Annotated in this window: 23 protein-coding genes; 8 read left to right on the top strand and 15 right to left on the bottom strand. The window is 57.0% G+C overall.

Annotation, left to right across the window (positions count from 1 at the left end; translation table 11 throughout):
* Window positions 1–28: 28 nt before the first annotated feature.
* The 3 genes from Q0X47_RS04780 to Q0X47_RS04770 are packed head-to-tail and all read right to left on the bottom strand — an operon-like array spanning window position 29 to window position 4,192.
* Entirely contained in the window at window positions 29–625 is a 597-nt protein-coding gene (locus Q0X47_RS04780; RefSeq protein ID WP_297723434.1) for an MptD family putative ECF transporter S component, read from the bottom strand.
* Window positions 626–659: 34 nt separating this feature from the next.
* Window positions 660–2,408, bottom strand: coding sequence for an ABC transporter ATP-binding protein (locus tag Q0X47_RS04775; protein WP_297723432.1), 1,749 nt, complete (start codon window positions 2,406–2,408; stop codon window positions 660–662).
* Window positions 2,405–4,192 carry an ABC transporter ATP-binding protein gene (locus Q0X47_RS04770; RefSeq protein WP_297723430.1) on the bottom strand — a complete coding sequence of 596 codons (1,788 nt, stop codon included), beginning with the start codon at window positions 4,190–4,192 and terminating at the stop codon, window positions 2,405–2,407. The genes Q0X47_RS04775 and Q0X47_RS04770 overlap by 4 nt, the downstream gene beginning before the upstream one ends.
* A gap of 811 nt (window positions 4,193–5,003) precedes the next feature.
* Between Q0X47_RS04770 and Q0X47_RS04765 the strand changes: the two genes are divergently transcribed.
* The 5 genes from Q0X47_RS04765 to Q0X47_RS04745 are packed head-to-tail and all read left to right on the top strand — an operon-like array spanning window position 5,004 to window position 7,731.
* Complete coding sequence (locus tag Q0X47_RS04765) at window positions 5,004–5,465, top strand: hypothetical protein (RefSeq protein ID WP_297723428.1); 462 nt, start codon at window positions 5,004–5,006, stop codon at window positions 5,463–5,465.
* Window positions 5,466–5,470: 5 nt separating this feature from the next.
* Complete coding sequence (locus Q0X47_RS04760) at window positions 5,471–6,361, top strand: hypothetical protein (protein WP_297723426.1); 891 nt, start codon at window positions 5,471–5,473, stop codon at window positions 6,359–6,361.
* The gene (locus Q0X47_RS04755) at window positions 6,358–6,543 is read left to right on the top strand and encodes a hypothetical protein (RefSeq protein ID WP_297723424.1); all 186 of its coding nucleotides are present in this window, start codon (window positions 6,358–6,360) and stop codon (window positions 6,541–6,543) included. Before Q0X47_RS04760 ends, Q0X47_RS04755 begins: the two co-directional genes overlap by 4 nt.
* A gap of 25 nt (window positions 6,544–6,568) precedes the next feature.
* Complete coding sequence (locus Q0X47_RS04750) at window positions 6,569–6,760, top strand: MFS transporter (protein WP_297723445.1); 192 nt, start codon at window positions 6,569–6,571, stop codon at window positions 6,758–6,760.
* A 5-nt stretch (window positions 6,761–6,765) separates the two neighbouring features.
* Window positions 6,766–7,731, top strand: a complete 966-nt coding sequence (locus tag Q0X47_RS04745; RefSeq protein WP_297723422.1) for a carbohydrate kinase — start codon at window positions 6,766–6,768, stop codon at window positions 7,729–7,731.
* Between the two features lie 63 nt (window positions 7,732–7,794).
* Here Q0X47_RS04745 and Q0X47_RS04740 read toward each other — a convergent pair whose 3' ends face one another.
* The 5 genes from Q0X47_RS04740 to rpmF all read right to left on the bottom strand — a co-directional run bounded on the left by Q0X47_RS04740 (window position 7,795) and on the right by rpmF (window position 11,723).
* Window positions 7,795–8,475, bottom strand: coding sequence for a GNAT family N-acetyltransferase (locus Q0X47_RS04740; RefSeq protein WP_297723420.1), 681 nt, complete (start codon window positions 8,473–8,475; stop codon window positions 7,795–7,797).
* Between the two features lie 87 nt (window positions 8,476–8,562).
* Window positions 8,563–9,849, bottom strand: coding sequence for a U32 family peptidase (locus tag Q0X47_RS04735; protein ID WP_297723418.1), 1,287 nt, complete (start codon window positions 9,847–9,849; stop codon window positions 8,563–8,565).
* Window positions 9,850–9,860: 11 nt separating this feature from the next.
* Window positions 9,861–10,736, bottom strand: a complete 876-nt coding sequence (locus Q0X47_RS04730) for a site-specific DNA-methyltransferase (protein WP_297723416.1) — start codon at window positions 10,734–10,736, stop codon at window positions 9,861–9,863.
* Window positions 10,737–10,757: 21 nt separating this feature from the next.
* Window positions 10,758–11,441 (bottom strand): HAD family hydrolase, encoded by a 684-nt coding sequence (locus Q0X47_RS04725; protein WP_297723414.1) that lies wholly within the window; start codon window positions 11,439–11,441, stop codon window positions 10,758–10,760.
* A 111-nt stretch (window positions 11,442–11,552) separates the two neighbouring features.
* A complete protein-coding gene (rpmF, locus tag Q0X47_RS04720; protein ID WP_297723412.1) occupies window positions 11,553–11,723 on the bottom strand; it encodes a 50S ribosomal protein L32 in 171 nt (56 codons plus the stop codon).
* 97 nt (window positions 11,724–11,820) lie between these two features.
* On the opposite strand from rpmF, the gene Q0X47_RS04715 reads away from it, so the two are divergent.
* The 3 genes from Q0X47_RS04715 (at window position 11,821) to cysE (ending at window position 14,314) form a co-directional block, all read left to right on the top strand.
* Window positions 11,821–12,477 carry a YigZ family protein gene (locus tag Q0X47_RS04715; protein ID WP_297723410.1) on the top strand — a complete coding sequence of 219 codons (657 nt, stop codon included), beginning with the start codon at window positions 11,821–11,823 and terminating at the stop codon, window positions 12,475–12,477.
* Window positions 12,478–12,537: 60 nt separating this feature from the next.
* Window positions 12,538–13,473 carry a cysteine synthase A gene (gene cysK, locus Q0X47_RS04710; protein ID WP_297723408.1) on the top strand — a complete coding sequence of 312 codons (936 nt, stop codon included), beginning with the start codon at window positions 12,538–12,540 and terminating at the stop codon, window positions 13,471–13,473.
* Between the two features lie 223 nt (window positions 13,474–13,696).
* The gene (gene cysE / locus Q0X47_RS04705) at window positions 13,697–14,314 is read left to right on the top strand and encodes a serine O-acetyltransferase (RefSeq protein WP_297723406.1); all 618 of its coding nucleotides are present in this window, start codon (window positions 13,697–13,699) and stop codon (window positions 14,312–14,314) included.
* Window positions 14,315–14,338: 24 nt separating this feature from the next.
* Here the strand turns inward: cysE and Q0X47_RS04700 are convergent, their stop codons facing one another.
* The 7 genes from Q0X47_RS04700 to Q0X47_RS04670 all read right to left on the bottom strand — a co-directional run bounded on the left by Q0X47_RS04700 (window position 14,339) and on the right by Q0X47_RS04670 (window position 24,683).
* On the bottom strand, window positions 14,339–15,862 hold the full coding sequence (locus Q0X47_RS04700; RefSeq protein ID WP_297723404.1) for an NAD-dependent succinate-semialdehyde dehydrogenase: 1,524 nt from the start codon (window positions 15,860–15,862) through the stop codon (window positions 14,339–14,341).
* 243 nt (window positions 15,863–16,105) lie between these two features.
* On the bottom strand, window positions 16,106–16,888 hold the full coding sequence (gene uppS, locus Q0X47_RS04695; RefSeq protein ID WP_297723402.1) for a polyprenyl diphosphate synthase: 783 nt from the start codon (window positions 16,886–16,888) through the stop codon (window positions 16,106–16,108).
* A gap of 8 nt (window positions 16,889–16,896) precedes the next feature.
* Window positions 16,897–17,628, bottom strand: a complete 732-nt coding sequence (gene recO / locus Q0X47_RS04690; protein WP_297723443.1) for a DNA repair protein RecO — start codon at window positions 17,626–17,628, stop codon at window positions 16,897–16,899.
* 408 nt (window positions 17,629–18,036) lie between these two features.
* Window positions 18,037–19,674, bottom strand: coding sequence for an L-lactate permease (locus Q0X47_RS04685; protein WP_297723400.1), 1,638 nt, complete (start codon window positions 19,672–19,674; stop codon window positions 18,037–18,039).
* Window positions 19,675–19,799: 125 nt separating this feature from the next.
* Window positions 19,800–21,602, bottom strand: coding sequence for a 2-isopropylmalate synthase (gene leuA, locus Q0X47_RS04680; protein ID WP_297723399.1), 1,803 nt, complete (start codon window positions 21,600–21,602; stop codon window positions 19,800–19,802).
* Window positions 21,603–21,780: 178 nt separating this feature from the next.
* Window positions 21,781–22,920 (bottom strand): TNT domain-containing protein, encoded by a 1,140-nt coding sequence (locus tag Q0X47_RS04675; RefSeq protein WP_297723397.1) that lies wholly within the window; start codon window positions 22,918–22,920, stop codon window positions 21,781–21,783.
* 101 nt (window positions 22,921–23,021) lie between these two features.
* Window positions 23,022–24,683 carry a methyl-accepting chemotaxis protein gene (locus Q0X47_RS04670; RefSeq protein WP_297723395.1) on the bottom strand — a complete coding sequence of 554 codons (1,662 nt, stop codon included), beginning with the start codon at window positions 24,681–24,683 and terminating at the stop codon, window positions 23,022–23,024.

Genomic DNA, 24,683 nt, shown 5'->3' with positions numbered 1-24,683 from the left:
TGCGATAATCGTGCGCGGGTCGGGAAGTTTAGACAAGACCGGCCCGTTCAAAGTGTTTGCGCGCGACCCTGGTTCCCAACAGACCAGCAAGACAGCCAACGATGAGCATCACGACGAAGAAGCCCAGCAGAATCGGAATCGTGACAACCTGCGCCATCTTGGCGGCGTAGTCTGCGTCCATTTGTTCGGCGATCTGCGACATATATGCATCTTGGTTCATAAATAGCGGCATCCACGGTGACACGTAGATCGGCAGAATAAACAGTGCGTATGCCAGCGGAACGCGAACCTTCACGCTCTTCGGCCCCTTGGTGATCACCAAGTCGGCGAGCAGGCCGAATACAGCGGCCACCGCGATGCCGCCCACCCAGTGGCCGGTCACGGAGAAGAGGATTTCGATGATGATCAGCATGATTGTCAATGCCCCCATCTTCGGAGTGCGTGCTGTGAACAGCGCAAAGACGATGCCGTTAACGAGGATAGAAAGCAAGAAACCGGCATACATGGCGGCGGGGATGAACCCGAGCATTCCGAATGCAAACACGATGACGAACATCAAGGCGGTGAAGACGCCAATGTTGATGAAGTCGCGCGTGTTGAGGCGCGAGGATGTAGGCGTAGACATAGTTTTTCCTTTCATGTGCTTATACGTGCTGTGTTTAGACGAGTTGCCATCCAGCTGCGTTGATGCGTTCTTGCCAGAAATCGCGGTATTGACCTGGCTGGTTGACCAGCTCGTCGTGGCACCCGCGCTGGGCGATACGCCCATCGTGGGAGAGCACAATGATTTGGTCAGCTTGGCGAATGGTTTCAAGTTTGTGGGCGATCACGATCAGCGTGGAGTGCTTGCGTAGCTCGTTCATCGCCGCAACAATGTTGGCTTCATTTTCCGCGTCCAACGCGCTGGTGGCCTCATCGAACAGCACGATCGGGGCCTTCTTCACCAAGGCGCGGGCGATAGAGACGCGTTGCCGTTCCCCACCCGACAGTGCACGCCCGCCAGCCCCAGCCAGTGAATTCCAGCTGTCTGGGAGCCGGTTGACGATTTCGGTCACGCCCGACAGGTCAGCGGCCCACCTGATTTCTTCATCGGTGGCTTCGGGGTTGCCAAGGCGAATGTTGGTTTCGAGAGTGTCGTTGAATAGGTAGACGTCTTGGAAGACCAGGGATATCTGGCGCATCAGGTCTTCGGTGGTTTGCTCGCGCACGTCCACTCCGCCAACGCGTACGCTGCCGGACTGCACATCCCAGAAACGTGCAATCAACCTCGCGATTGTGGTTTTTCCGCAGCCGGAAGGGCCAACCAGGGCACACATGCCGCCTTGCGGGACATGGAAGGAAATATCACGGAGAACCGGGGTGTCCGGATCGTAGCCGAAGGTGACGTCCTCGAAACGAACATCACCAGGGGCGTTTATCGGTGTGGAGGCATCGGGTTCGGACAGTTCGGGGGCATCCATGACCTTGTCGACGTGGTTCATCTGCTGGCGGCGTTCTTCCAGCCCGGTCATGCAGCCACCGATGTCTTGGAGCATGGTGGTGAACCGCAGGCACATGCCGATTGTGACCACGGCGTTCAGCGCATTCATTTGCCCGCCGAGGGCGAGTTGGGCGGTCAGCCAGATCATCATCACGACAAGGGCTTGGACGAACATTCCATTAATCAGGTTCGCTAATGTTTCGATCCACAATGCTTTGCGGCTTTTGCGGTCAGCCTGTTTGAATGCCCGATCAAGGGCCGGGTAGTCGTCGGCGACATGGCAGGAGCGCAGCGCGCCTTGGCAGGTGGCGAATTCGACCATGCGAGCCGCCAACTCTGACTCGGCTGGTTCGGAAACCTGCTTACCTTTATCAAGAAGCACGCGGGAGATATGGAGGAAGGCGAGCATGATCGGGAAGGCGATCGTCAAGGTCAGTCCCAGCCGCCAATCCCAGAACCAGGTTCCCACAGTGATCACCAGCACGGCTGAGAGTTTTTGGACGAGGGAGAAAATGAAATGTGCCGCCGACTCGCCCAAGTTCATCATTTCCTGGGTGACCATGCGCGACAGCCGTCCAGAGCTACCCGAATCGAACACTCCCAACGGTAGGCGGGCTACCTTGTTGCCGACCGCTTGGTGGACGTCGTGAATGAATCCGAGCGCGCCGATATAGCCGGTGCGCATGCCATAAAACTCCGTGCCCACGCCCAGCACCGCGATCACCGCCAAGGCGATGAGCCAGCCCCAAAACGACAGCCCCCACACCGGCATTCCGGTCGCTAGGGCACTTGCTGCGGGAAGCAGAGTCAGCAGGGCAAAGCCGTGACACAGTCCTGAGACCGCACCCCACGCTTGACCGACCGAGAGGTCTCGCCACGAGGCGGGTTCCATCAAACGCTTAAAGCGTGGCAGCAATAGTTGATTCATCGTGTCATCTCCTCGCATGCACCTTGGGCAAGAAGTGCCTGATAGTGCGCATTACCCAACAGCTCGTCGTGTTTACCGACCACAGCAATGCGCCCGCGTTCCATGACGACGATTTGGTCTGCCCCTCTGATCGAGGCCAGTCGGTGGGCGATCACAATCACGGTTCTGCCTTTGGCAAGAGTCGAGAGAGCTTGTTGAATTTTCGATTCCGATTCCGGGTCCGCCATCGCCGTCGCCTCGTCCAGCACCAACACTGGGGCATCAACCATGAGCGCCCGGGCGATCGCGATACGGGCTGCCTGCCCGCCCGAAACGTGGGTGTCCTCCCCCAACACGGTGTCGTAACCATCTGGCAGGCTCATGATGAACTCGTCGATCTGCGCTGCTCTCGCCGCCTGCCGCACCTGATCCAAGGTTGCGTCTGGCGCGCCCAGGGCAATGTTGTTGTGGATGGTGTCGCGAATAAGCTGTGCATCTTGCAGGACGAATGCGACCGTCGAATACAACACATCCTGGGAAATGCTCTTTAGATCAACCCCGCCGATGGTGATCGTGCCAGCGTCCGGGTCATCGAAGCGGGCAATCAAACTCGCCAACGTCGACTTCCCCGCACCCGACGGGCCAACCAGCGCGGTCACCGTGCCTGCCGGAATGCTCAGGCTCACCTCGTCTAATGCCTGGGTGTCGTCATAGGCATACGACACACCCCGAATCTCGATATCATGACCGTGTGGTGTCTGTGGCGCATCGGGCTGACTCAACGCCGGTAGCTCCATGACGTTCACCAGCCTCACTGCCGCAGACCCTGCGAGCTGGTACGACCAGGCGATGGTTGCGACTGCCATCAACGCTCCCGGCAGCACCAAGGCGATCAACGTCGTCGTTATCACCTCGTAGATACTCACCCAACCGGCGTTCATCATCAACGCGCCACCGCCAAGGTTCACGATCAACAACACCGGGATCGACACCCACGAAAATGAGGCGACCGACATCGACACCAGCGGCATACACCACGCCCGGTAGAACTTAGAAAACTCGTTAGCTGCATCTAAATAGGCTTTATGTGCTTGGCCGACCTTGCCGAACGCTTTCACCACTGAGATACCGGCAACGAACTCGGCCATCGTTGCCGAAACCTGAGCGAGCTTGGTGTCCATTTGCGCAGTCTTCTCATTCATCCCACGCATCGACATGCCATACATGCCCACATAAATCGGAATCGTCGCAATCGACAGCAGCGCGAGTCGCCAATCCACCACAAACGCATACATCAACAAGGCGAGCGGGGATACGATCGCGTTCAGTTTCTCGATCGGCCCGTGCGCGATCACTGTGTGCACCGTGGCCGTATCATCCTGAATGGTCTTGCGGATCTTCCCCTCACCCTCGCGGGTAAACCACGACAGCGGAGCAGTCGACATTCGGGCGGCAATTTGCCGACGCATCTGATTACGCAACGACAGGTCAATAAAATGCGTCACGCCCAATGCAACAAAATATAAGGTCAACCGGGCCATGTATGCGCTGACGAGGAGCATGACGATCCAGTTCACCCGCGCCGGGTCCACCTGGTCTTGCATAAGTTCTCTGCCAAGCTCCACCAGAGCCACATACGGGGCAATAGCCAACACACCAGAGAGAAAAGCCAAAACCTGCGCGATAAACAGTTTGCCTTTCACCGGCTGCGATAGCTGACGGATCGCGTTCTGGCCAGCGACAGATTTTTCCTTCGCGGACCCATACTCGCCTTCAACAACCTGATCCGTTACACTATCGTCCACGTAAACACCATCCTTATTAGATAAGGCTAACCTTACTTTATTTTTGGGAGGTGTGCCTAACCGTGTACGTCAACCGATACAACATCACCCTTACAGGGCCATGCTCACCTGTTCACCGGTGCGGAATACGAACCGAATCGTATCCTCGCCTACGATGGCGTGATCGATGAGTGCGCTCCACTGTGAGGGGTGAAACTCGCTCACAGGTTCGCCCGTGAGATCGTCGAGGGCTGTAGTCACGGCCGCATGTTTGGCTGTCTTTGCTCTGATGTCGGCTACCCATAGCTGGTTAGGTTCTGCCGCGCTGAAAATTACGATTGACTAAATCAGGACGGTTATCAATTATTTTAGCGAGCCTTATAGTTAGGAGTTTGCGCTCCCTAATCACACTTTTCACACCGGGTAGGCGCATTAGTCTGACGGTTTGCAACGGCCAAAACACCAACCCGACGACGCCATCGCGTGCCAAATTTTACGCACCCCATATGCGGAATACTTCTCGGCGTGAATACGAGCCATCCTGGCACAAACGGTCAACAGCCATCCGAACCACGCAACCCTTAAAACCCATGAATGCCTCTATGTCATATTCCAAATCCTCTCAAAAACAAGCAGAAACAAAACCCGGCACGCTTCAGCGTGCCCACCTGGGGTGTTTGTTGTTTTTTTGGGAGGTTCACGGCCAAGGTTTGCGAATTAGCGTTTTTTGTTGGTATTTCAACAATCGAAAGTCTTGATTTTTCGTGTTCGGGGTCACTCGTACTATTGAATCGTTGCTGGAAGTTCCGGCGGCAGTGTGAGGAGGTAGATCGTGATGTTAGCGACTTTGGATACGAAAACGGCTCCGGCACCGGTTGAATTACCACCGGCCGTGGAACCGACTGTGCCCGATGAAGGTTCGGCTCTTCCCTTGATTCCGATAACAGCCAGTCCTGGTGAACACATATGCGGGCCGATGAGTTCGGATTACGCTTTCTCCCTAGTGACAGACAAAATCGGCGATGCGGACTTCATCACTCACAAACAGATCGCCAAAATCCTGATGGAACAACTGGGCTACGAGCTGGTTTGTGATATTTTCATGAACCATCTAGCGCTGTGCGCCCGCTACGTCGCGGGGACGGTCAAAGCCCGTTACTTACTACCCGAAGGAGTCCAGATAATCCGATTTTTTCATGATTCATGGACATCATGTCCCCTGGAATATTGCGATGCAGACATTTCGATTGACCAAATCCCAGATGTAGAACCGGATTCGACAGAACAGGAGTAATCAACATGGACATCTTGACTTTAGATCGTGCTCAGGGCTATCTGATGCACGGGGCTTTTGGTGAACTAGTCGCGGACAAATACTTTCCCCCCGACATGACACTCCGACCCCTCACCCCCGAGGAATGGTCCTGGTTACCTGACGAAACCGACCCAGACTACTACAGTCCTTACTGGGGAGACCTGGTACAGGAACTGGAAGGACTCTACCGCTGCTATATCCATGTTCCCGACGATCCCGCCAATATGGTGTTTCGGTTTCTTCCCGCGACCATGGAGCCCCCTGGGAAAGGGGCGGGCGCCTTAGCGATAGCGGGAGCTCTGGCTCCGATTTTCCCTGCCTGGAGCGAGCTGCGCAGCGAAGTGGAACAAGTCATCGAGAGTTTTTCCTCAGCATCCCAAGACCTTGAGGCCGCACTGGAATGGGCCTACTGGGTACACAGCGTAATCTATGGAGAATCCGAACCAGACAGCGCCCTAGACGAAGCCTCAACCGAACTTAATCCCTCCGAACTCGACGATTTACAGGTCACCTCCGCCGCCCAGGCCGCCCAAGTTGCCTCCTGGTACGCCCTATGTGCGCTACGCAACGAAATCTCCTACGCAGAAGCCCTAAACCGAGCCATTCTGTGCCACGGCGCACCCATGGAACTCGGTTTCCTCACTGGGGCCTGCATGGGACTATCCCTCATGACCAACGACGACCCCCTACCAGTATGGGGCCTGGACCTGGTTCCCCAATACATCGAAGACATAGAAGGAACAGACAACGACTACTACGACACCGGACTGTTACTCCGCCTCATACCGAAAGCAATGATCGCCCGAGAATACGCACACCAATCCGTCCCGGGCCGACTATTCACTAGTTTGCAAAAAGGAGGTGAACACTCATGAAAACACTCAATGGCATGATAGCCAGCCAGGACACGAAACGGCAGATGCTAATCAACATCTCCGTATTCTGCAGCAACTACTTCGGCAATGAAATCAACGTAGGAGACATAAACAAACAACTAGCAGAAGAAGGAGAACCCCCATTGACCGAAGACGAGATTCAACATCTCAAACAAAACTGAAACAACAGAATCAAGCGCAACCTGAATTACGCAGACCGGGCTGTTTGAACTCATTTGTTCGTATCTTCTTCATGTGATCGCGTTCCTCGGCGGCGGCTGGTCGTTCCTTGTATTCTTTATTTGTATGTGCGGCCAGTTGCTGTGGGTACTGAAAATTATGCCGGAAACAAAGGGGATTCCGCTGGCAGAAATGTCCGATTTACTAAGTGTGGAGTAACAATCATGATAGAAACGAACTCAACGTGTTTGCCGATACTGTGCTTGGGTGAAGCGCTTATTGACGTCATTGAACGCGCGGGCGAGGTTGAAGAAAAGGTGGGCGGCAGCCCCTTGAATGTGGCGTGCGGTTTAGCGAGTTTGGGCCACCCCACCGCACTAGCTTCTTGGTGGGGGAATGATGCCCGCGGTCACAGCCTCGAACAACACTTACGCTCTGCCGGGGTGGACATTGTCGCAGGCAGCGCTAACGCCAAGAAAACACCGATATCGAACGCCCATATCGACTCCGCCGGTCGGGCGACCTACGACTTCGAGTTGGAGTGGCAAGTGCCGCCACTGCCGGACGCGACTCAGATTAGCCACCTACATACCGGCAGTTTCGCGGCTACACTCGCACCCGGCGCTTCTGCAGTAATCAGCGCGGTAAAGTCCATGGCAATCCGGGGAACTGTCAGCTATGACCCGAATATTAGACCTTCGCTGATGGGTAGTCCCGAGCAAGTGCGTCCTCAAATCGAGGAAATCATCAGCCTCTCCGATGTGGTGAAAGCCAGCGATGAGGACATTGCCTGGCTCTATGGAGATGACGTACCCCTCGAGTCTGTACTGCACAAATGGAAAGAGATGGGGCCGGGTCTGATTGTTGCTACCCGCGGACCGTGGGGTTCCTATGCACTTTGCGCCAACGACCGGGATATGTTGGTGGTTGATCCGCTCAATATCGAGGTCGCTGACACCGTGGGTGCCGGGGATTCTTTCATGGCGGGGCTGATTTCCGGGTTACTGGACGATGGACTGCTCGGCTCGGCGCCAGCCAAACAGCGCCTGCGGCAAGCCCGACTGAGTGACGTACAGGCGACTTTGCACCGCGCCACGATCACTTCGGGGCTCACGGTCAGCAAGGTCGGAGCCTACTCCCCCACACGTTCCGAAGTCGCGGAAATTCTCACCGCCGATCCCACGCTTTAGGCCGCGTCACATACGAAAATCCTGGCAACTATCGTAGTTGTCGATGTTACCGCAGGCCTAAAACTAGTCGAGCTGCGCAGCTGCGTCCAGCATCCGCTCCACCGGCGGACGGAATTTGCCGTTCGCGTCACGAGTCTCGGCGCTGTCTTTCAGATAGGTATCCAGGAATTCCCGCAGGGCGCTGCCCACTCCCAGGCCGGAAAGCTCGCCGGTTTGCGGGTCAATAGCGCCGTGCGCCCGGCCGGCAAAACTCACCAACCACATGTCCTCGCCCACCGGTACATCCGGGCTGAGCCGGGGCATCTCAAAAGGAAAGTCCAGGTGTTTAGCACCTAATCGTTGGTAAAACGCCCACCGCCGACGTGGATCGCCGTACTGTTCTGAAGCCACGTGCTGGTGCGGATTTTCCACTTCCCCCAGAATCAAGAGGGGATTGTAGCGCGATTCCCACTGCGAAATAGCTCTCTGAAACAGCTCAGAGCCGACGCCATGTCCGCGGGTCAGGGGGCTGACCGCCAGCCAACTGAGCATCGTGATTTCCGTGGTGGCGAGCCAACCGATAGCCGCCCCCAAAGGCCGCGAACCATCCCACGCGGAGAATACTTGCAGGTCTTCGCCGGCCAGCTGCTCAATCAAATCATCGGCATCCCCCAGTTCCTCGGGTCCGAAAGAGACTTCGAGCAGGTCGCGGACCAAGATTTCGGCTTGACCGGGTTTCAAATCATTTTGATACTCAATGCGCATCTTTACAGCCTAGCCCAAGACCAGATTGAACTCTATTCCCCAAAACTGCACTCGGCCTTATCCTCCCAGACGCTCGAGGCCATCGCATTAACGGGCTTTGCCGCGCAGCATGGCACCAGGAGGAATCGCCAGCTCACAGGGGAAGGAAAACTTGTGCGCCGGGTGATTGATTTCACTCACCGTTTCCCCTGCTTCGTCGCGTATCCCCGCAGGGGGAATCTCGAAAAGAATCGGCTCGGTTCCCGGAATCAGGAACTCGACCTGTTGTCCGGGCACCATCTTGTTGCGGGACAGCACCGTCAGGCGCTGCGTGTCAGTGTCATAATCTACCGCAGTGCCCAACCACAGCCAATCACTAATATACCCTCCTCTGGTAACACTTTCTTCTGCAGGTTTTTCGGGGTAGAAAAAGCCGGTCCCGTATTCTCGGTGGGTCACTTTATACGGTTCCTGCAAGATCCATTCGGGTAGGGCAAAAGCGCCTTCACAAGCCAGTTCGGTCACGTTTCCCCTTCCGTCCAGGTAGGTAGTGACCGCGGTTTTATAAGCATTGGTGAGAGCCGCGACGTAATACTCGCCCTTAGCGCGACCTTCGATTTTCAGACTGGTAACCCCGGCGGCAATGACCTCATCAACGTGTGCCAGCATGTTCAAATCCTGAGAATTAAACAGGTAGGTGCCGCCCTCGGTCACTTCAACGGGGAAAAACTCGCCGGGGCGTTTTTCCTCGACCACATGATATTTCCACCGACAGCTTTGCGCGCAGTCCCCGTGATTGGCATCCCGTCCCGTGGTGTATTTGGAAATCAAACAGCGCCCCGAAAATGCCATGCACATGGAACCGTGTACGAAAGCCTCAATCTCAAGGTCCGCGGGAATTTTGGCGCGCATTTCTCGAATTTCCGGCAAGCTCATCTCGCGGGCCAAAACGACCCGTTTTGCTCCCAGCTCATACAAAGCGGCGGCAGCCTGATAATTCATCACCCCGGCCTGCGTGGAAATATGCAGCTCGGTATGCGGAGCAATCTGTCGCGCTGCCATGAGAATTCCGATATCCGTGACAATGAGCGCATCCACCCCGATTTCCGCCAGCGCCCCCAAGTAAGCATTCATTCCCGCCACCTCAGAGTTACCGGGAATGATATTCACGGTGGCATACACCCGTACATCGCGGGCATGAGCATAGCGAACGCCCTGTTCAAAATCCTCTAACGTAAAGTTTTTCGGAGCGGCTCGCATCCCAAACTCCGCCCCGCCGCAGTACACCGCGTCAGCTCCGAAATCCACCGCGGTTTGTAGCACCCGCAAGTTTCCCGCCGGCGCCAACACTTCGGGACTGCGCCGCCGGATAATTTTCGGTAATTCCAAGTTCACCAGCCGAGCCTTTACTCCGATAGAAAATCAACTGAAATGTTCGCCCGGCTGAAGCGGTGACGCATGACCGCAATCGCTTCCGGATTTTCATCTATCAGCACGAAACGACGCTCCAGCTGGCCCGCGACCGCCCCGGTCGTGCCGGAACCTGCGAAAAAATCCAATACCCAATCCCCCGGACGGCTCGAAGCTTGGATAATACGCCGCAAAATCCCTTCGGGCTTTTGCGTGGCGTATCCCGTCTTTTCCTTGCCTGTCGGAGAAACAATAGTGTGCCACCACACGTCAGTCGGGAGCTTGCCTCGCGCGGCCTTCTCCGGGGTGACCAAGCCAGGAGCCATATACGGTTCCCGGTCAACAGATTCAGAATCAAAATAATACCTTTTTTGGTCTTTAACGTAGACGAGGATATTGTCATGTTTGGCGGGCCATTTCCGTTTGGAACGCCCGCCGTAGTCATACGCCCAAATAATCTCATTCAGGAAACAATCCCGCCCAAACAACGCATCCAACAACACTTTTGCGTAGTGAACCTCACGATAGTCCAAATGCAGGTATAAAGTCCCGGTAGGGGCCAGCAAACGCCACGCCTCATCTAAGCGAGGCTCTAAGAAACCCCAATAATCCGAAAAACTATCGTTATAGGCGGTGACTTTCCCACGCACGGTTTCATAGGTCTGGCCTTGAAACCCCACTCGAGAACCGATAACCGGCGCATCGGTACGCACCGTTTTCAGGGACTGACGCGACTGCACTTTCCCCGTGTTGAACGGAGGATCTATATAAATGAGTTGAAAGGATTGGTCCGGTAGCCCCTGTAATATCGGCAGGTTATCCCCCGCCACCACTAGGTTTGGCCCCTCGGCACTCCAGGAGTTTGTCGACATCTGCGTAGCTTTCAAGGCTGCCTATTTCTTTCCCGGGTGGACACCCAAAGCGCTCAACAACTCGGCAGGTGTCGAGACGACCTGTACAGCCCCGCGTTCTTCACCGGGCTGAGCCGTGTCACCCCAGGTAGTCAGGATTGCCGGAATCCCATTAATCTGAGCGCCCTCGATGTCATAGAACCGGTCCCCCACCATCACGACACGCCGCTTGTCCTGCGGCTCGTTCAACCCGAACTGCTGCAAAGCCGCGGCAATGACCGCGGGTTTATCCACTCGGGAAGTGCCCGGTATCACCCCTGAAACAACCTCAAAGAAATCTTCAATCCCCAGGTGCTGGAGAATCTCCAGTGACATCTTTTGGTTCTTAGTGGTAGCCACTCCCAGACGGTATCCCCTCGCCCGCAACTTTTCCAGCATTTCCTGAATACCGGGATAAAGAGGCACATCAATGGCGTTAGGCCAATACATTTCACGGTATCGCGCAACCATGAAAGCCACCCGTTGCTCATCAGCATCCGGTTCCATGTCTCGCATGGAATCAGCAAGTGGCGGACCGACATATTTCTTGTAAGCGTCAGGCGGCAGCATCCGACCGTGCAGCTCCAGATCCAAAGCCGCAAAATACTCGGTAATACGCGATACGGAATCGGTCAGGGTGCCGTCCATATCCAGCAAAACGACCTCAACCCTGCTCAAGTCCACCACGATGCTGCCTCCAACCCCGAGCGTACCCGGAAATCTGCCCGAAAAGACTTATGAAATAATTAAATACGTAACGCCCAGCACCAGGGCCGGGCGTCGCGAATATCGACCTTATTAGTCTTCGACGGTCAAACGGCCAGTCTGGTAAGCCTTCACCAGACGACGCGGAACCGCGACTTCCTGACCCTGAACTTTAACGTTATCAAGCTGCGTCAACTTAGCCGTCCAAGCAGAACGACGTGCACGAGTGTTGGCGCGGGACATTTTGCGCTTGGGTACTGCCATTGCCCTGCGCTCCTTTCAATTAGTGATTGTTCACAAGACATACAATGTTAGCAACAATTTGATGATTTTATCAAACTGACCATCGTGAGGCGAAAGTATGACGCAACGCTACGTGACCATTGCTGAGGACGCACCGGGATATTTCGAGCTGGAGATTAAACGGTCGCGTTTCCTGGGAGTGGCACGAGACGCCGCGGATGAAGTCGCAGCTCGTCAGGTAATCGATACCGCGCGGAAACTGTATCCCGACGCGCGCCATCATTGCTCCGCTTTTACCTATTTGCCCGCGGGCTGGGAAAACGGGGTTCAGCCGGTCCAACATTCCAGCGACGACGGCGAGCCCAGCGGTACTGCCGGACGTCCCATGCTCGATGTGCTGCTGGGCAGCGGATTGCAAAACGCTTGTGTGGTGGTGACGCGGTATTTTGGCGGGGTAAAGCTGGGAACGGGCGGTTTGGTGCGAGCCTACAGCGAGGCAGCGCAGGGGGCGATTGCTGCTGCACAAAGAGTGGAAGTCAAGTCCGTTCCCGTGGTGTCCTTCGATGTTGCCGCGAACCGGGCGGCTGCCCTGGAATCTTGGCTGCACTCGCGAAACTGCAAGCCCCTAAGCGTGACCTGGTCAAACCGGGTCACGTTTGAACTGGCGGTGGAAGGCGGCACCCAGGACGAACTCGCCGCCGCTCTCGCCGCCCAGCTCGGCGCGCCGGTAACTTTTGGCGACGCGGGAATAAAAGTGGTGCGCTCACGGTTGTAATAGACGGCTCCCGTCAGGGAAACGAACAGAATACTGAGAAAAGGAATCTAAAGGATAAATATGACTTATGCGAACGACGTCACGGCAGCTATCGGCCACACTCCTCTGGTGAAAATTAATCGGGTGCTGCCCGCGGGGACTGGTGCAAATGTGCTGGCAAAAATGGAGTTCATGAACCCCGGTGGCTCGGTGAAAGACCGGCCCGGCTTGGCGATTATTCGCGCTGCCGAGGCCTCGGGAGAGCTGCAGCCAGGGGGCACTATTGTGGAGGCTACCAGCGGTAATACCGGGGTGGCCCTGTGCATGGTGGGGGCTGCGCTGGGGTATCGGGTCGTCATCTCGATGCCGTCCTCCATGAGTGTGGAGCGTCGGCAGCTGATGAAGGCTTACGGGGCGGAGCTGTTGCTGACGGACCCGGCGGGGGGCATGGCGGCTGCGGTTGAAGCTGCCGAGGACTACTTGGCGAACCACCCCGAAGCGGTGTTCGCTGGTCAGTTCGATAATCCTGCCAACCCCGAAATCCACTATCGCACCACCGGTCCCGAAATTTGGGAACAGACCGAGGGGCACGTTGACGCGTTTGTGGCTGGAGTGGGTTCCGGCGGCTCGGTTTCCGGGGTTGGGAAGTTCCTCAAGGAACAGAACCCAGAAGTGTGGGTCGTGGCAGTAGAGCCGGCAGAATCGGCATTGCTGTCTACCGGCCAGGCAGGCGCCCACAAGATTCAGGGGATTGGCGCCAACTTTGTGCCGGATAACTACGATAGTGCAACCGTTGACGAAGTCATGACGGTGAACTCGGACGATGCTATTGAGATGGCGCGGAAAGCTGCTACGCAGGAAGGGCTTTTAGTTGGGATATCCTCCGGGGCGAATTTGGCGGCCGCTGCCGAACTGGCCGCGCGACCTGAGTTTGCCGGCAAAACCGTGGTAACACTGCTTCCCGACACCGGCGAACGCTACCTGTCCACCGTGCTGTTTGCGCACTTGGGCGACTGAGGAACCGCGGCAGTCAGGCAGATTGAACCCACCGGCCTGTTGCAGTTTTGACGAGATAAACGGAACGACCCGACCCACCAAAACCCGCCCGGGCTGACCCCAGACTGGCTCAAACAGAACACTTTAACTAGCCAGAACAGGCCGCCCGAAACGGACCTCGGGAACGATAGCCTAGAATAGTTAGCGTCCGGTCGTTCAACCAACCAGAGGAAGTACCCGCCTGATGACTTTCGTGAAGCGCACCACTCCGCCACGGCACCTGCCCGCCTATAAACTTGGCGTGCGGGATTTGCTGTTGGAGGACTTGGACACAGCCTTGAAACGCGACCCCGCCGCGCGCGGACGCCTGGAAGTCGCGCTCACATACCCGGGGGTTCACGCCTTGTGGGCACACCGGCTGTCCAATCGGTTCTGGGTCAATGGTTTTAAAATGATTGCGCGCCTGATTCAGGAATTCGCGCGCCTGATAACTGGGGTGGACATCCACCCGGCCGCGACCATCGGACGCCGTCTCTTTATCGACCACGCCACCGGGGTGGTCATTGGGGAAACCGCGGTGGTTGGCGAGGACTGCCTAATTTTTCACGGGGTGACCCTAGGCGGGCAGTCCATGAACAAGGGTAAACGCCACCCGACCTTGGGAAATCAGGTCATGGTGGGTGCCGGAGCGAAAATTTTGGGCGCCATCAACATCGGAGACGGCGCCAAAATCGGCGCCAACGCCGTGGTCATCAAGGACGTTCCTGCCGGGCGTATCGCCCTGGGAGTGCCGGCGCGACTGCGCAATCCCAAGAAGCCCGTCAGCCCCGATATGAACATCGATCCCTCGCTGTTCATCTAGGCTGTTTATCTAGGCGCTGCGGGTTTACCCGAGTTTCGGAGCTGGCAAACCGATATAAATCGTCTCGAGGTATTCCTCAATCCCCTCGGTGGAGCCTTCGCGCCCCAGCCCAGACTGCTTGACCCCGCCGAAGGGGGCTCCGGCGTTGGAAATCGTGGCGGAGTTGAATCCAATCATCCCGATTTCGATGTGCTGCGCCAGGCGCAAAATGCGCTCCCACGAGGAAGTATGTACGTATCCGCCCAGACCCATCCGGTCGGCGTTGATGATTCGCACCAGTTCCTCTTCCGTGTGGAAAGGCACCACGGGAGCGACCGGCCCAAAAATTTCCTCGGTAACGATTTCGCTGTCGGGGCTGACGTTCGTGAGTACCGTGGGCGGGTAATAGAAGCCGGCGGAATCAATAGTCTGGGGGTCCAAGTTGCCGGTTCCACCAACTATTTCTGCCCCTTGGGACAGGGCCTTGTCAACCATGGCGCGGACTCTTTCAAGCTGGCTGCGGTTGATGAGTGGGCCGACATCCACCCCTTCGCTCATCCCGTCGCCAACCTTTTGCGCCCGCATCGCGGCGGCGAACTTCGTGACGAACTGGTCATAAACGCCGTCTTGAATTAAGAAATGATCCGCCGCGTTGCAGGCCTCCCCCATATTGCGCATCTTGGTGATGAGGGCGGCGTCCACCGCTCGATCCACATCCGCGTCGTCGAACACCACAAACGGCGCATTGCCCCCGAGCTCCATAGAGGTACGCAATACACTGTCCGCGGCGGTCTTGAGCAAATCCTTACCAACTTCGGTCGAACCGGTAAACGAAAGTTTCCGCACCCGCTGATCACGCAGCCAAGTGTTGCTGACTTCCCCAGAATGAAGGGTGGGAACCACTGAAAGTACCCCGGCGGGCAAGCCTGCTTCTTCCAAAATTCGCGCCAGGAACAGCGCTGTCAGCGGGGTATCTCGCGCCGGTTTTAACACGCAGACGCACCCGGCTGCTACGGCAGGACCAATCTTGCGAGTTCCCATCGCGAGCGGAAAATTCCACGGGGTGATAAACACGCAGGGTCCCACCGGGCGTTTGATGACCATGGCCTGCAGGCTACCTTCCGGCAATCGGTAGTAATCCCCGCGAACCCGGCAGGCTTCTTCGGAAAACCAACGAAAAAACTCCGCTCCGTAGGTGACTTCCCCGTTGGCTTGAGCCAGGGGTTTACCCATCTCCAGGGTCATCGTTACCGCCAGGGCGCGGCGGTATTTGCCGTCCATCAGTGTAAAGGCTCGCCGGAGGATTTCGCCGCGTTCACGAGGCGGGGTCGCGGCCCATTCTTGCTGGATTGCGCAGGCTTTGTCCAAGGCGGCTTGGGCGTCTGCGGCGTTACCGCTGGCGACCTGCGTCAAGGGGGTGCCGGTTGCGGGGTTCAGCACCTCGAAGCGCTCACCCGCCGTACCAGGTTCCCAATTACCGCCGATAAAGAGGTCTTTGGGGAGCCATTCCAGGAGTTTCGTCGGGTCGATGATGCCGTCAGTTTCAAAAGGTAAAACGTCGCTGTTCATACTTTCACCTTACCGCTCACTGGCGTGGTGGGGCCGCGGTTAATTTGGGGAATCGGGACAGCCGGGGTTCAATCTGGACCACGCTGCGCACGAACGACCGATTTCGAACACGGTTTCCCGGATTCGGGGTTCGGCTGGAATTTATTACCGCAGGTTGAAGGCTTTTGAGAATGGTTTGCGCTTAAATGTCACGTTGAAAACGGTCGTTTGTGCAGAGGCCACCCGCTGCGCTTGGAATAATCGTCACTGCGGCCTATCAATCGCCCCGCCGAAGCGGCGGTCGCGGTGCTGGTAGGCCAATAAATCCCGCCACAGGGCCTCACGACCGTACTCGGGCCACGGCTCGGGGGCGAAAACTAGCTCGGCGTAAGCCGCCTGCCACGGCAAAAAGTTGGAAGTGCGCTGCTCCCCGGAAGTGCGAATCAGCAGGTCAACATCCGGCACATCCGGCAGATACAGTTCCCGAGCGAAAGCAGCCTCAGAGATACGCTCGGGTTTTAGCGTTCCGGCCGCGACTCGCTGGGCCAGTTTCTGAGCCGCGTCAGCGAGTTCCGCTCGCCCCCCGTAATTGAGGCACATAATCAGCTGGGTGCCAGTGTTACCCCTGGTCAAGGCCTCCGCCGTCCGCAGTTCGGTGAGGACCGATTTCCACAAGCGGCCCTCCCGCCCACTCCACCGTACGCGAACTCCCCAGGCGTTCAGTTCATCGCGTCGATCCCGCAACACCCGGCGCGAATACCCCATCAGGAATTTCACCTCTGCCGGGCTACGTTTCCAGTTTTCGGTAGAAAACGCATACACACTGAGATATTTCACCCCGGCCTCGACAGCGCCCGCAACGGTGTCCATCAGGGCGTACTCCCCCGCCTCGTGACCGGCGGTACGATTCAAACCCCGCGCGTTCGCCCAGCGTCCATTCCCATCCATGATGATTGCCACGTGTGCAGCAGCCGCGCGCGCCAATCCCGCCGGCAACTCAGGATTCTCCCGCGGCGGGGTGATACGACGAACCCAGGATTTTTCCACGTAATAACCTAGGCGAGTTCCAGCAAGGACAAGGATTTTAGACGGCGCTCCACATGCCACTGCACGAAAGCCGAGACTAAAGCATGGGCATCAGCCCGAGTCATCCATCCGCTGTCTTGGGCAGTTTGCCAATCCCCGACAGCCAAAGCCGCCAACAGGCGCATCGTCTCAGAATCAACCGGGCGCGCCCCGATAGGCTTGCAGTTTACACACATCGCCCCGCCGCCACTGGGATTAAAGTAAACGTGTGGACCCCTGGCCCCGCAAGACGCACAATCCCAGCAGCTTGCCGCCCAGCCGGCCAACGACATGAGACGCAGCAGGTAGGAATCCAGAATCAAAGACGGCTCGTGGCGCCCCGTCGCCAAAGCGTGTAAAGCCCCGACGGTCAGGTGATAGTACCTCTCATTAGTCCAAGAGTCCTCGGTGAGACGCTCCAAGGTTTCTACCATCAGGTTGGCGGCGGTGTAGCGGGCGTAATCGTTAGCGAGGCTGCGGCCATAAGGAGCCAGGATTTCCACTTGTTCGATATGGTGCAGGCCGGACTTGCCCCAGCAAATCTGAATGTCGACCGCTCCAAAAGGCTCCAGTCGCGCTCCCAGGCGCGACATGGTCTTACGTACTCCCCGCCCCACGCAGCGCAAAAGCCCGTGGTTTTCGGTCAGCAGGGTCACGATGCGGTCAGCTTCCCCCAGGTCCTGGGTGCGCAACACAATCGCCGCATCTCGAAACGTTCTCATCACAGACCATTATTCCATGAGCAAGCGAAAGAATCCCGTTCCCACTCTTTTGTAACCCGATTCCCCTGGCTCATTCCGTCCTCCGAGTCTTTTCCGCTCCACCATTCCTTCGTCGAGGACAGATTAGAGCCTGTCATTGTTGTCCTTACGGAAGAACGGTAATCGTGAATCGTTCCGAGGGTCTTTTTTCGGAAGGTCACGAACCAGTGAATAAATCAACAGGATTGCGAAAGCAACGACTAAAGTCCCTCCTCGAAAAAACAGGACATAGAAAGCATAAACAGACAACACCAGATAAAAGACGATTTGCCATTTATGCATCTGTACACCCCCGGTTTTGCGAATCCTTTACGGTAAATGCTAGCAGTACTGGATTCTAGAATTGGCAGGAATGCGAAAGCTAGCGGGCTAGCCCAGGAAAATCATGCCCCAGACGAAGCAAATGAACACTGCGAAAAGCAGCAGGTAGAAAGACCAGCCGAGTACTTCGTGAAGCAAATCGGTCTCTTTTTCGGGTTCGCCCATCGCGGCGGCGGCAATCGCCAGGGATTGAGGGGCGATGAGCTTGCCAATGACCCCGCCTGCGGTGTTGGCCGCCACGGCGAAAGCACCAGGCAGGCCAATCTGTAAGGCGGTCGTCTCTTGGAGAGAGGCAAACAGGGCGTTTGCCGAGGTCGTGGAGCCGGAAATCGCCGTGCCGAGGTAGCCAATCATGGGGGAAAGCAACAGGAAGAACGTCCCGGTTCCCGCCAGCAGAGTCCCGATGGTCAAAACCATGCCGGAAATGTTCATCAAGTAAGCCAGCGCCATCACTTCCAGGATAGTGGCCGCTGAATACCGCATGGAATAAATCGCTGACCACAGTTTGGCACCAACCTGTTTAAACCCAAGCGGATACTTCCCACCTTCGGTAACCAGGGTAAACACCACCCCGGTTACCAGCGCGGCCATCGCAATCAATACTCCCGGTTGGGACAGTATCGGAATGGTGATGTTGCCGATGTTCCCCGCTACGTTCGGGTTGTTCGGACTGGCCACCCGCCCCGCCAAACCGGGCCAGGCAACGTGCAAATCCGTCGCGGTCAAAACCTTGGCGACCTGGGGCACCATTCGCCCCACGGAGAGAATCACGATGACCAAGCCATAGGGCATCACAGCCAGCGCCACCCGCCCCACGCGCAGGTCAGTGGGCTTTTCCGTGACGAACTCGGGAGGAACCGGGGGACGATAAACCATCACCATCAAAGCCACTACCAGGAACGTCACTATGGGCGGCAGGACTCCACCCAGCTCAAAGGACACGAAACGCAAGGTCAGGAACTGTCCGATACCTTCCACCAGGCCCATCACGAAAGCCAGGGGGAACATATGGCGGAAGTGATTCTTATCAATCAACAGGCTCAGCGCGAACGGCATCACGAAAGCAACCGCCGGCTCGGTACAGGACACGTAATACGTGATGTCAGCGGCGTTTTTGATGGGGTCATGCCCGCTCAAAAGGGCCGCCGCGGTCGTTATCGGTACGCCGAACGCCGCGTAGGCCACCGGGGAAGTATTCGCGACCAGGGCGATTACAGCGGCTTTCATCGGTTTGAATCCCAGCCCCAGCAGCAGCGCGGTCACCACCGCCACGGGAACCCCGAAACCGGATAAGCCCTCTAGCAGACCCCCGAAACACAGCGCAATCAGCATGGCCTGAATACGCAAATCCCCTTGACCGACAGCCGAAAAAACCTTGCGCAAATCAGCTTCCCGCCCGGTCGCCTCCATCAGACGGTGCAGCCACACCGCAGCGATGACTATAATCACGATAGGTATCAAGCCATTTTCCGCCCCGAGCAGGGCGGCCGCCACAGCCATGTCGACCGGCATCCGGAAACCCGCTATTGCCACCAGCAAACCGACCCCCAGGGCGATAGCTCCTGCCCAGTGAGAGCGCATTCGCACGGCTCCGACCAGCACAAAGAACACCGCTACCGGGAGCAGAGCCACTATGGCACTGAGCCACAACAGCCCTCCGAGAGCGGTGACATTGGGCACGAACATGATTTACTCCTTCGTCCTGGCCTACCCTATCAATCGCCACCCGATACCCGGAACTTGCGGGTTGGTCTCCCGAACGCGAACCTACCAGGTCAGAGCTTTCCCGGTGCACCCTCGCGGTTCAATCTTCAGGGAAAAGGAACGGAGCTATCCGTGACTTGGGATTGGCGCTGTGCCCGGTTAATCGCTGAGATTACGGCCTTATAAGCGGCACGAATAGTCGAGGAATCAATGCCGACCCCCCACAGCACCTCGCCGTCCACTACAGCCTCGACATAGGCCGCGGCGGTGGCGTCCCGCCCGGCGCTCAACGCGTGCTCCACGTAATCCAGAATCCGCACTTCCATGCCCATCTGTTCAAAGGCATGGACGAAAGCGTCAATAGGACCGTTGCCGAATGATTCCAGCTGGAGTTTTGCGCCGCGGTCGTTCAGCGTAATGGAGACTTCCGTGTCCCCGCCAGAAGCCGAGGGGACGGAAGAAACGTGCGCCCCATCGAGGAAGAAACGCCCCCAGTGACGCGAGTCAATCCCCGCTTGGGATGCCGGCAAGTATTCATCAGCAAAAATCTGCCACAGGTCGTTCGCCTCGAGTTCACCGCCGAAACGGTCGGTCGTGCGCTGCACGATTTTCGAGAACTCGATTTGCAGGCGGCGCGGCAGGTCGAGGTGATGCTTTTCCTTCATCAAGTAAGCGATACCGCCCTTGCCGGATTGCGAATTCACCCGGACGATAGCTTCGTAGTTGCGCCCCACATCGTGAGGGTCAATAGGCAGGTAGGGTAGTTCCCAAATGACTTGGTTTTCATCTCCACCGGCGTCCCGAACCTTCTGTTCGCGCGCGGCAAAGCCTTTCTTAATGGCGTCCTGGTGGGAACCGGAGAAGGACGTATAGACCAGGTCTCCCACGTAGGGCAGCCGCGGCGGGGTGGACATACGGGTGCAGCCCTCGACAATTCGGCGGACTTCATCGAGGTTGGACAGATCCAGTTGCGGGTCGATGCCTTGGCTAAAGAGGTTCATCGCCAAGGTGACCAAGTCAACGTTGCCGGTTCGTTCGCCTTGGCCCAGCAAGCATCCTTCGACTCGGTCAGCGCCAGCCATCTGGGCCAGTTCGGCGGTCGCGATGCCGGTGCCGCGGTCGTTGTGGTTGTGGGCGGAAATACAGACGTGTTCACGGTGTGAGATGTGGCGGCAGAAGTATTCGATTTGGTCAGCGTAAACGTTGGGCGTGCAGCGTTCCACCGTGGTCGGCAGGTTCAGGATAATTTCCCGCTCACTGTCGGGCTGCCACACTTCCATGACCGCTTCGCAAACTTCCAGGGCAAAGTCGATTTCGGTATCCACGAAAATCTCCGGGGAGTATTCGTAACCGAAAATCGTGTCGTCCCCCAGGATCTTTTCGGCTCCGGCGATGACCTCACGAGTGCCGGACACCGCCATCTCGATGGTCTGCGCCTTGTCGTTGTGAAACACGACTTGGCGAAAAACCGGGGCAGTTGCGTTGTAAAGGTGTACGGTGGCGCGATGGTATCCCTTAATGGCTTGTAGGGTGCGTTCCAGGAGTTCCGGGCGGGATTGCGACAGGACTGAGCAGGTCACGTCCTCGGGAATGGCATCGTCCTCGACCAAGGAACGCACGAAGTCAAAGTCTGTTTGGGAAGCGGCCGGGAAACCGATTTCGATTTCTTTGAACCCCAGGCGCACCAGGAGGTCAAACATTTCGCGTTTGCGCGCGGAGTCCATCGGCTCAATGAGGGCTTGGTTGCCGTCCCGCAGGTCGGTGGACAACCAGCGCGGTGCTTTCGTAATCCGGTTGTTAGGCCAGGTTCGGTCAGGAAGTGAGATGGGGTTCGTCTCCAGGAACGGGCGATATTTGCCGTAAGGCATTCCGGAGATTTGCTGACGATTGGTGAATCCAGAGGTACGCATGGTGAAAATCCTTTACTGCTGTTGCTTTTATCTAAGTTGCCAGGCACGCGAGAACTCCGCGCAGGGGGCCTGGCTGATTCAGAGCCCTACGCGGTTAGGCAACAGCAGCATGGTTTGCGACACAGTCCCATGGTACCACGGGTTTCACTTTACGAAATTGCTGTCTCAGTATGAGAAATTAACGCAGTTCACGCAGGAAGTTGTGGTCCAGATACCACCGCAGGGGCTTGTCCAAAACCACAATCGCTCCGCCCCCCGGATTACGCGGAGTTTTTGCGGTGAGTCCCTCCAAAACTGCCAGTGGCAGGGGCGCCATGACCTCAAAAGCTCGGTAGGGCTTTTCATTTTTCAGGCGAATCCCCCGCTGTGCCAGAGGTGTGCCCAGAGCAAACAAGAATTGGGCCTTATCATCGTCGAAGCAATCCAGCAGGTCGCCGGGACGTAGCTCGTTGGAGCCGGGTTTCCCGCCACGGGAAATCGTGCGGGCGTCGATTCCGACGGCGGTGCGGTGACCGCGCTCGGCGGCGTTACCCGGTAACTCGCTAGTTTCGGGCTTTTCCCGCACTAACCTGGCGACCAGGGAAACCGCCGATTCCAAGTCAGGCAACACTTCGTAGGCAGCGAACTCGGCACCGCGCTGTGAGCCGACCACATACCCCTCGTCACCCCAGGGAGCAACCACCCACGGTTCTTCGGGCGCTAGCGGCAGTTGTGGATCGCGAGGGTCAAACCCCCGCACTACCTCAGCCTCCGTCAGGCCGCGCTGAGCACACAGCTCGTCAAAATATGACTTGTAGCGGGAGACCTCGCCGCCCTCGGACTCGGCATTGCCCGGCGGTTGGGGAACATCCCACGTGGCTTCGGGCCGCCCTGAATGCTTACCCGCACGTTTTTCTGCCCGCTCAGTCCACGTCAAGCGCGCCAACTGGGCGATTTCCTCGTTCGCATCCTCACGCAGCTCGGCAATGACTTTCAACGGAGTCAGCTCATTAGCTACCGCCGCCTTTTGCACCCGGCTATCGCCGTCTTTGGCGAGTTTAGCGAGTACATAAGCGGGGGTGCGCTCCTGCATCGCGACTAGGTAGCGCGCCCGCCACGGGGCAAACAGCGCGATGGTTTCAAAGACAGTATCGGGCAAATTCTGTGCTTGCGCCACGTATTCAGCCAGCTCCGGGCGGGTACGAATGACTTCCTCCCAGATAAAAGTCGGCGCCACGTCCGTCATCGCCCGCATGAAGTCCTCTTCGTTTTCCGAAGTGCACAGGCGAGCGAACTCCTGGACCGAACCAATCACGTTGATGCCCTCCTTTGGCTGCAAGGGTGATTATAACTAAAGTTTAAGCCATAGGAGGGCACCAGCGTGAGGTTTCACCTCACTATTGAGTTGTTTCGCGAGTCGGTCAGACAGCCCGACCGTGCTCATTCATACTTGAATTTGCCCAGCTCCGCACGCAAATCCGCGGCTTTGGACTGCAAATCCGAAGCGGTCGCAGTCAGGGCGTTCAACGGTTCCACCGCTTGGCTAGCAGCCCCGGCAAACTGGCCGATATTCGTCGCAATCGTGGAAGAACCGGAGGCTGCCTCCGTCACAGAACGCGCCATCTCATTCGTGGTGGCAGTCTGTTCCTCGACCGCGGCGGCAATCGTGGTTTGGAAGTCGTTGATTTGGGAAATAATCTCGGAGATACGCCGGATAGCCGTCACCGCGGAATCCGTGTCATCTTGAATCTTGGCAATCCGTCCAGTGATGTCATCGGTGGCTTTAGCCGTCTCCGCCGCCAAATCCTTCACCTCACCGGCAACTACCGCAAAGCCCTTACCCGCTTCGCCAGCTCGCGCCGCCTCAATAGTGGCGTTGAGCGCCAGCAGGTTGGTTTGCTCCGCTATAGCGGTAATGGTGTGGATGACATCGTCAATTTCTTTCGACGATTTGCCCAGTTTTTCAACAGTTTCAGTGGTGACCGCGGCCGCTTCGGTAGCCTCCTGGGCAACCCGCGCCGCCTCGTTAGCGTTAGACGAAATCTCCCGGATAGCCGACCCCATCTCTTCTGCACCCGCAGCAACGGTCTGAACGTTGAAGGAAACCTGTTCCGCCGCGCCTGCCACAGCGGTGGCTTGTGCGGCCGAATCAGCGGCAGCCTGAGCAGTCTTGGAGGTCAAATTAACCACTGTCTCAGACTCGGAACGAACCGCCTCGGAAGTGCGAGCCGCCGACCCAAAGGCCTCTCGCAAGGTCGAATTGGATAGATTCACCGCCCGCGACATGTCCGCCAGCTCATCATTGGAATTGATGACCGCACTGCGCGTCAAGTCACCTTGAGTCAAACCTTTCACCACAGTTTCCACAGACTCCACGGAACGAGTGATAGAGCGGCGCACTTTACCCATAATTATTACCGCTAAGACCACCAGCAGAACCAAGACAATGGTCTGAAAAATCAGTCCCCGGAGGCGTTGGTCATCCATGTCCTTCTTTGACTGATCTAGCTCTTGCTTCAGCAGTGGTGTGAGCTGATCTTCCTGAGTGACCATATCGCTGATGGTCTGGGGGACGACCGTGTTCAAGGTTTCAGAATTTTGTCCCTGGCTGGCTTGTAATTCCGAAGTCGATTGCGCCACGACCTCACGCAGGTTAGCGAAAGATTTCATGATTTCTTGAGCTGCCGTACGCACCTGGTCAGAGTTCGTGGTGTCGATAACCGTTTGGACATTATCTTCCAAAGCATCTTGGGTGGCTTGCAGCTGTTTGGCTTGCTCCTCGTCGGGCTGGCCTTCCAAGACGGAACGCGCATAAGCGTATTGATGCTGACCAATCTCATAAATCTCAGCTTCCATCAAAGATAGATTTTCCGAGTTGGTCGATGCCTCTAGGTATTCTTTCGTGCTGTGGTTAGTCTGAGCCATCGTAATCACGCAGGCTAGCCCCAAGATGAGCACTCCCACGAACCCCGGCAAGGCTCCTCTGAACAGTCGCTTCAACAGGGTGGTGCGCTTGTAAGCCTTTTGCGGTTTCGTCGTATCATTCGGTTGATTCTTCATTCCCTGCTCCCCTAGCTGGTTGACCGGATTCGTCTGAGTCAT

It is taken from the genome of uncultured Mobiluncus sp. (assembly GCF_947254095.1).
GTDB lineage: Bacteria > Actinomycetota > Actinomycetes > Actinomycetales > Actinomycetaceae > Mobiluncus.
Note: the sequence above shows the minus strand (reverse complement) of the source record. Positions and strands in the feature narration are given on the sequence as shown.

Bases quoted from the DNA above. Each gene is read 5' to 3' on its own strand.
- Q0X47_RS04775 (WP_297723432.1), bottom strand. From the start codon at position 2,408: ATGAATCAACTATTGCTGCCACGCTTTAAGCGTTTGATGGAACCCGCC.
- Q0X47_RS04760 (WP_297723426.1), top strand. From the start codon at position 5,471: ATGGACATCTTGACTTTAGATCGTGCTCAGGGCTATCTGATGCACGGG.
- Q0X47_RS04755 (WP_297723424.1), top strand. From the start codon at position 6,358: ATGAAAACACTCAATGGCATGATAGCCAGCCAGGACACGAAACGGCAG.
- Q0X47_RS04685 (WP_297723400.1), bottom strand. From the start codon at position 19,674: ATGTTCGTGCCCAATGTCACCGCTCTCGGAGGGCTGTTGTGGCTCAGT.
- leuA (WP_297723399.1), bottom strand. From the start codon at position 21,602: ATGCGTACCTCTGGATTCACCAATCGTCAGCAAATCTCCGGAATGCCT.
- rpmF (WP_297723412.1), bottom strand. From the start codon at position 11,723: ATGGCAGTACCCAAGCGCAAAATGTCCCGCGCCAACACTCGTGCACGT.
- Q0X47_RS04730 (WP_297723416.1), bottom strand. From the start codon at position 10,736: ATGTCGACAAACTCCTGGAGTGCCGAGGGGCCAAACCTAGTGGTGGCG.
- Q0X47_RS04780 (WP_297723434.1), bottom strand. From the start codon at position 625: ATGTCTACGCCTACATCCTCGCGCCTCAACACGCGCGACTTCATCAAC.
- cysE (WP_297723406.1), top strand. From the start codon at position 13,697: ATGACTTTCGTGAAGCGCACCACTCCGCCACGGCACCTGCCCGCCTAT.
- Q0X47_RS04740 (WP_297723420.1), bottom strand. From the start codon at position 8,475: ATGCGCATTGAGTATCAAAATGATTTGAAACCCGGTCAAGCCGAAATC.
- Q0X47_RS04745 (WP_297723422.1), top strand. From the start codon at position 6,766: ATGATAGAAACGAACTCAACGTGTTTGCCGATACTGTGCTTGGGTGAA.
- Q0X47_RS04700 (WP_297723404.1), bottom strand. From the start codon at position 15,862: ATGAACAGCGACGTTTTACCTTTTGAAACTGACGGCATCATCGACCCG.
- Q0X47_RS04715 (WP_297723410.1), top strand. From the start codon at position 11,821: ATGACGCAACGCTACGTGACCATTGCTGAGGACGCACCGGGATATTTC.
- Q0X47_RS04670 (WP_297723395.1), bottom strand. From the start codon at position 24,683: ATGACTCAGACGAATCCGGTCAACCAGCTAGGGGAGCAGGGAATGAAG.
- recO (WP_297723443.1), bottom strand. From the start codon at position 17,628: ATGAGAACGTTTCGAGATGCGGCGATTGTGTTGCGCACCCAGGACCTG.
- cysK (WP_297723408.1), top strand. From the start codon at position 12,538: ATGACTTATGCGAACGACGTCACGGCAGCTATCGGCCACACTCCTCTG.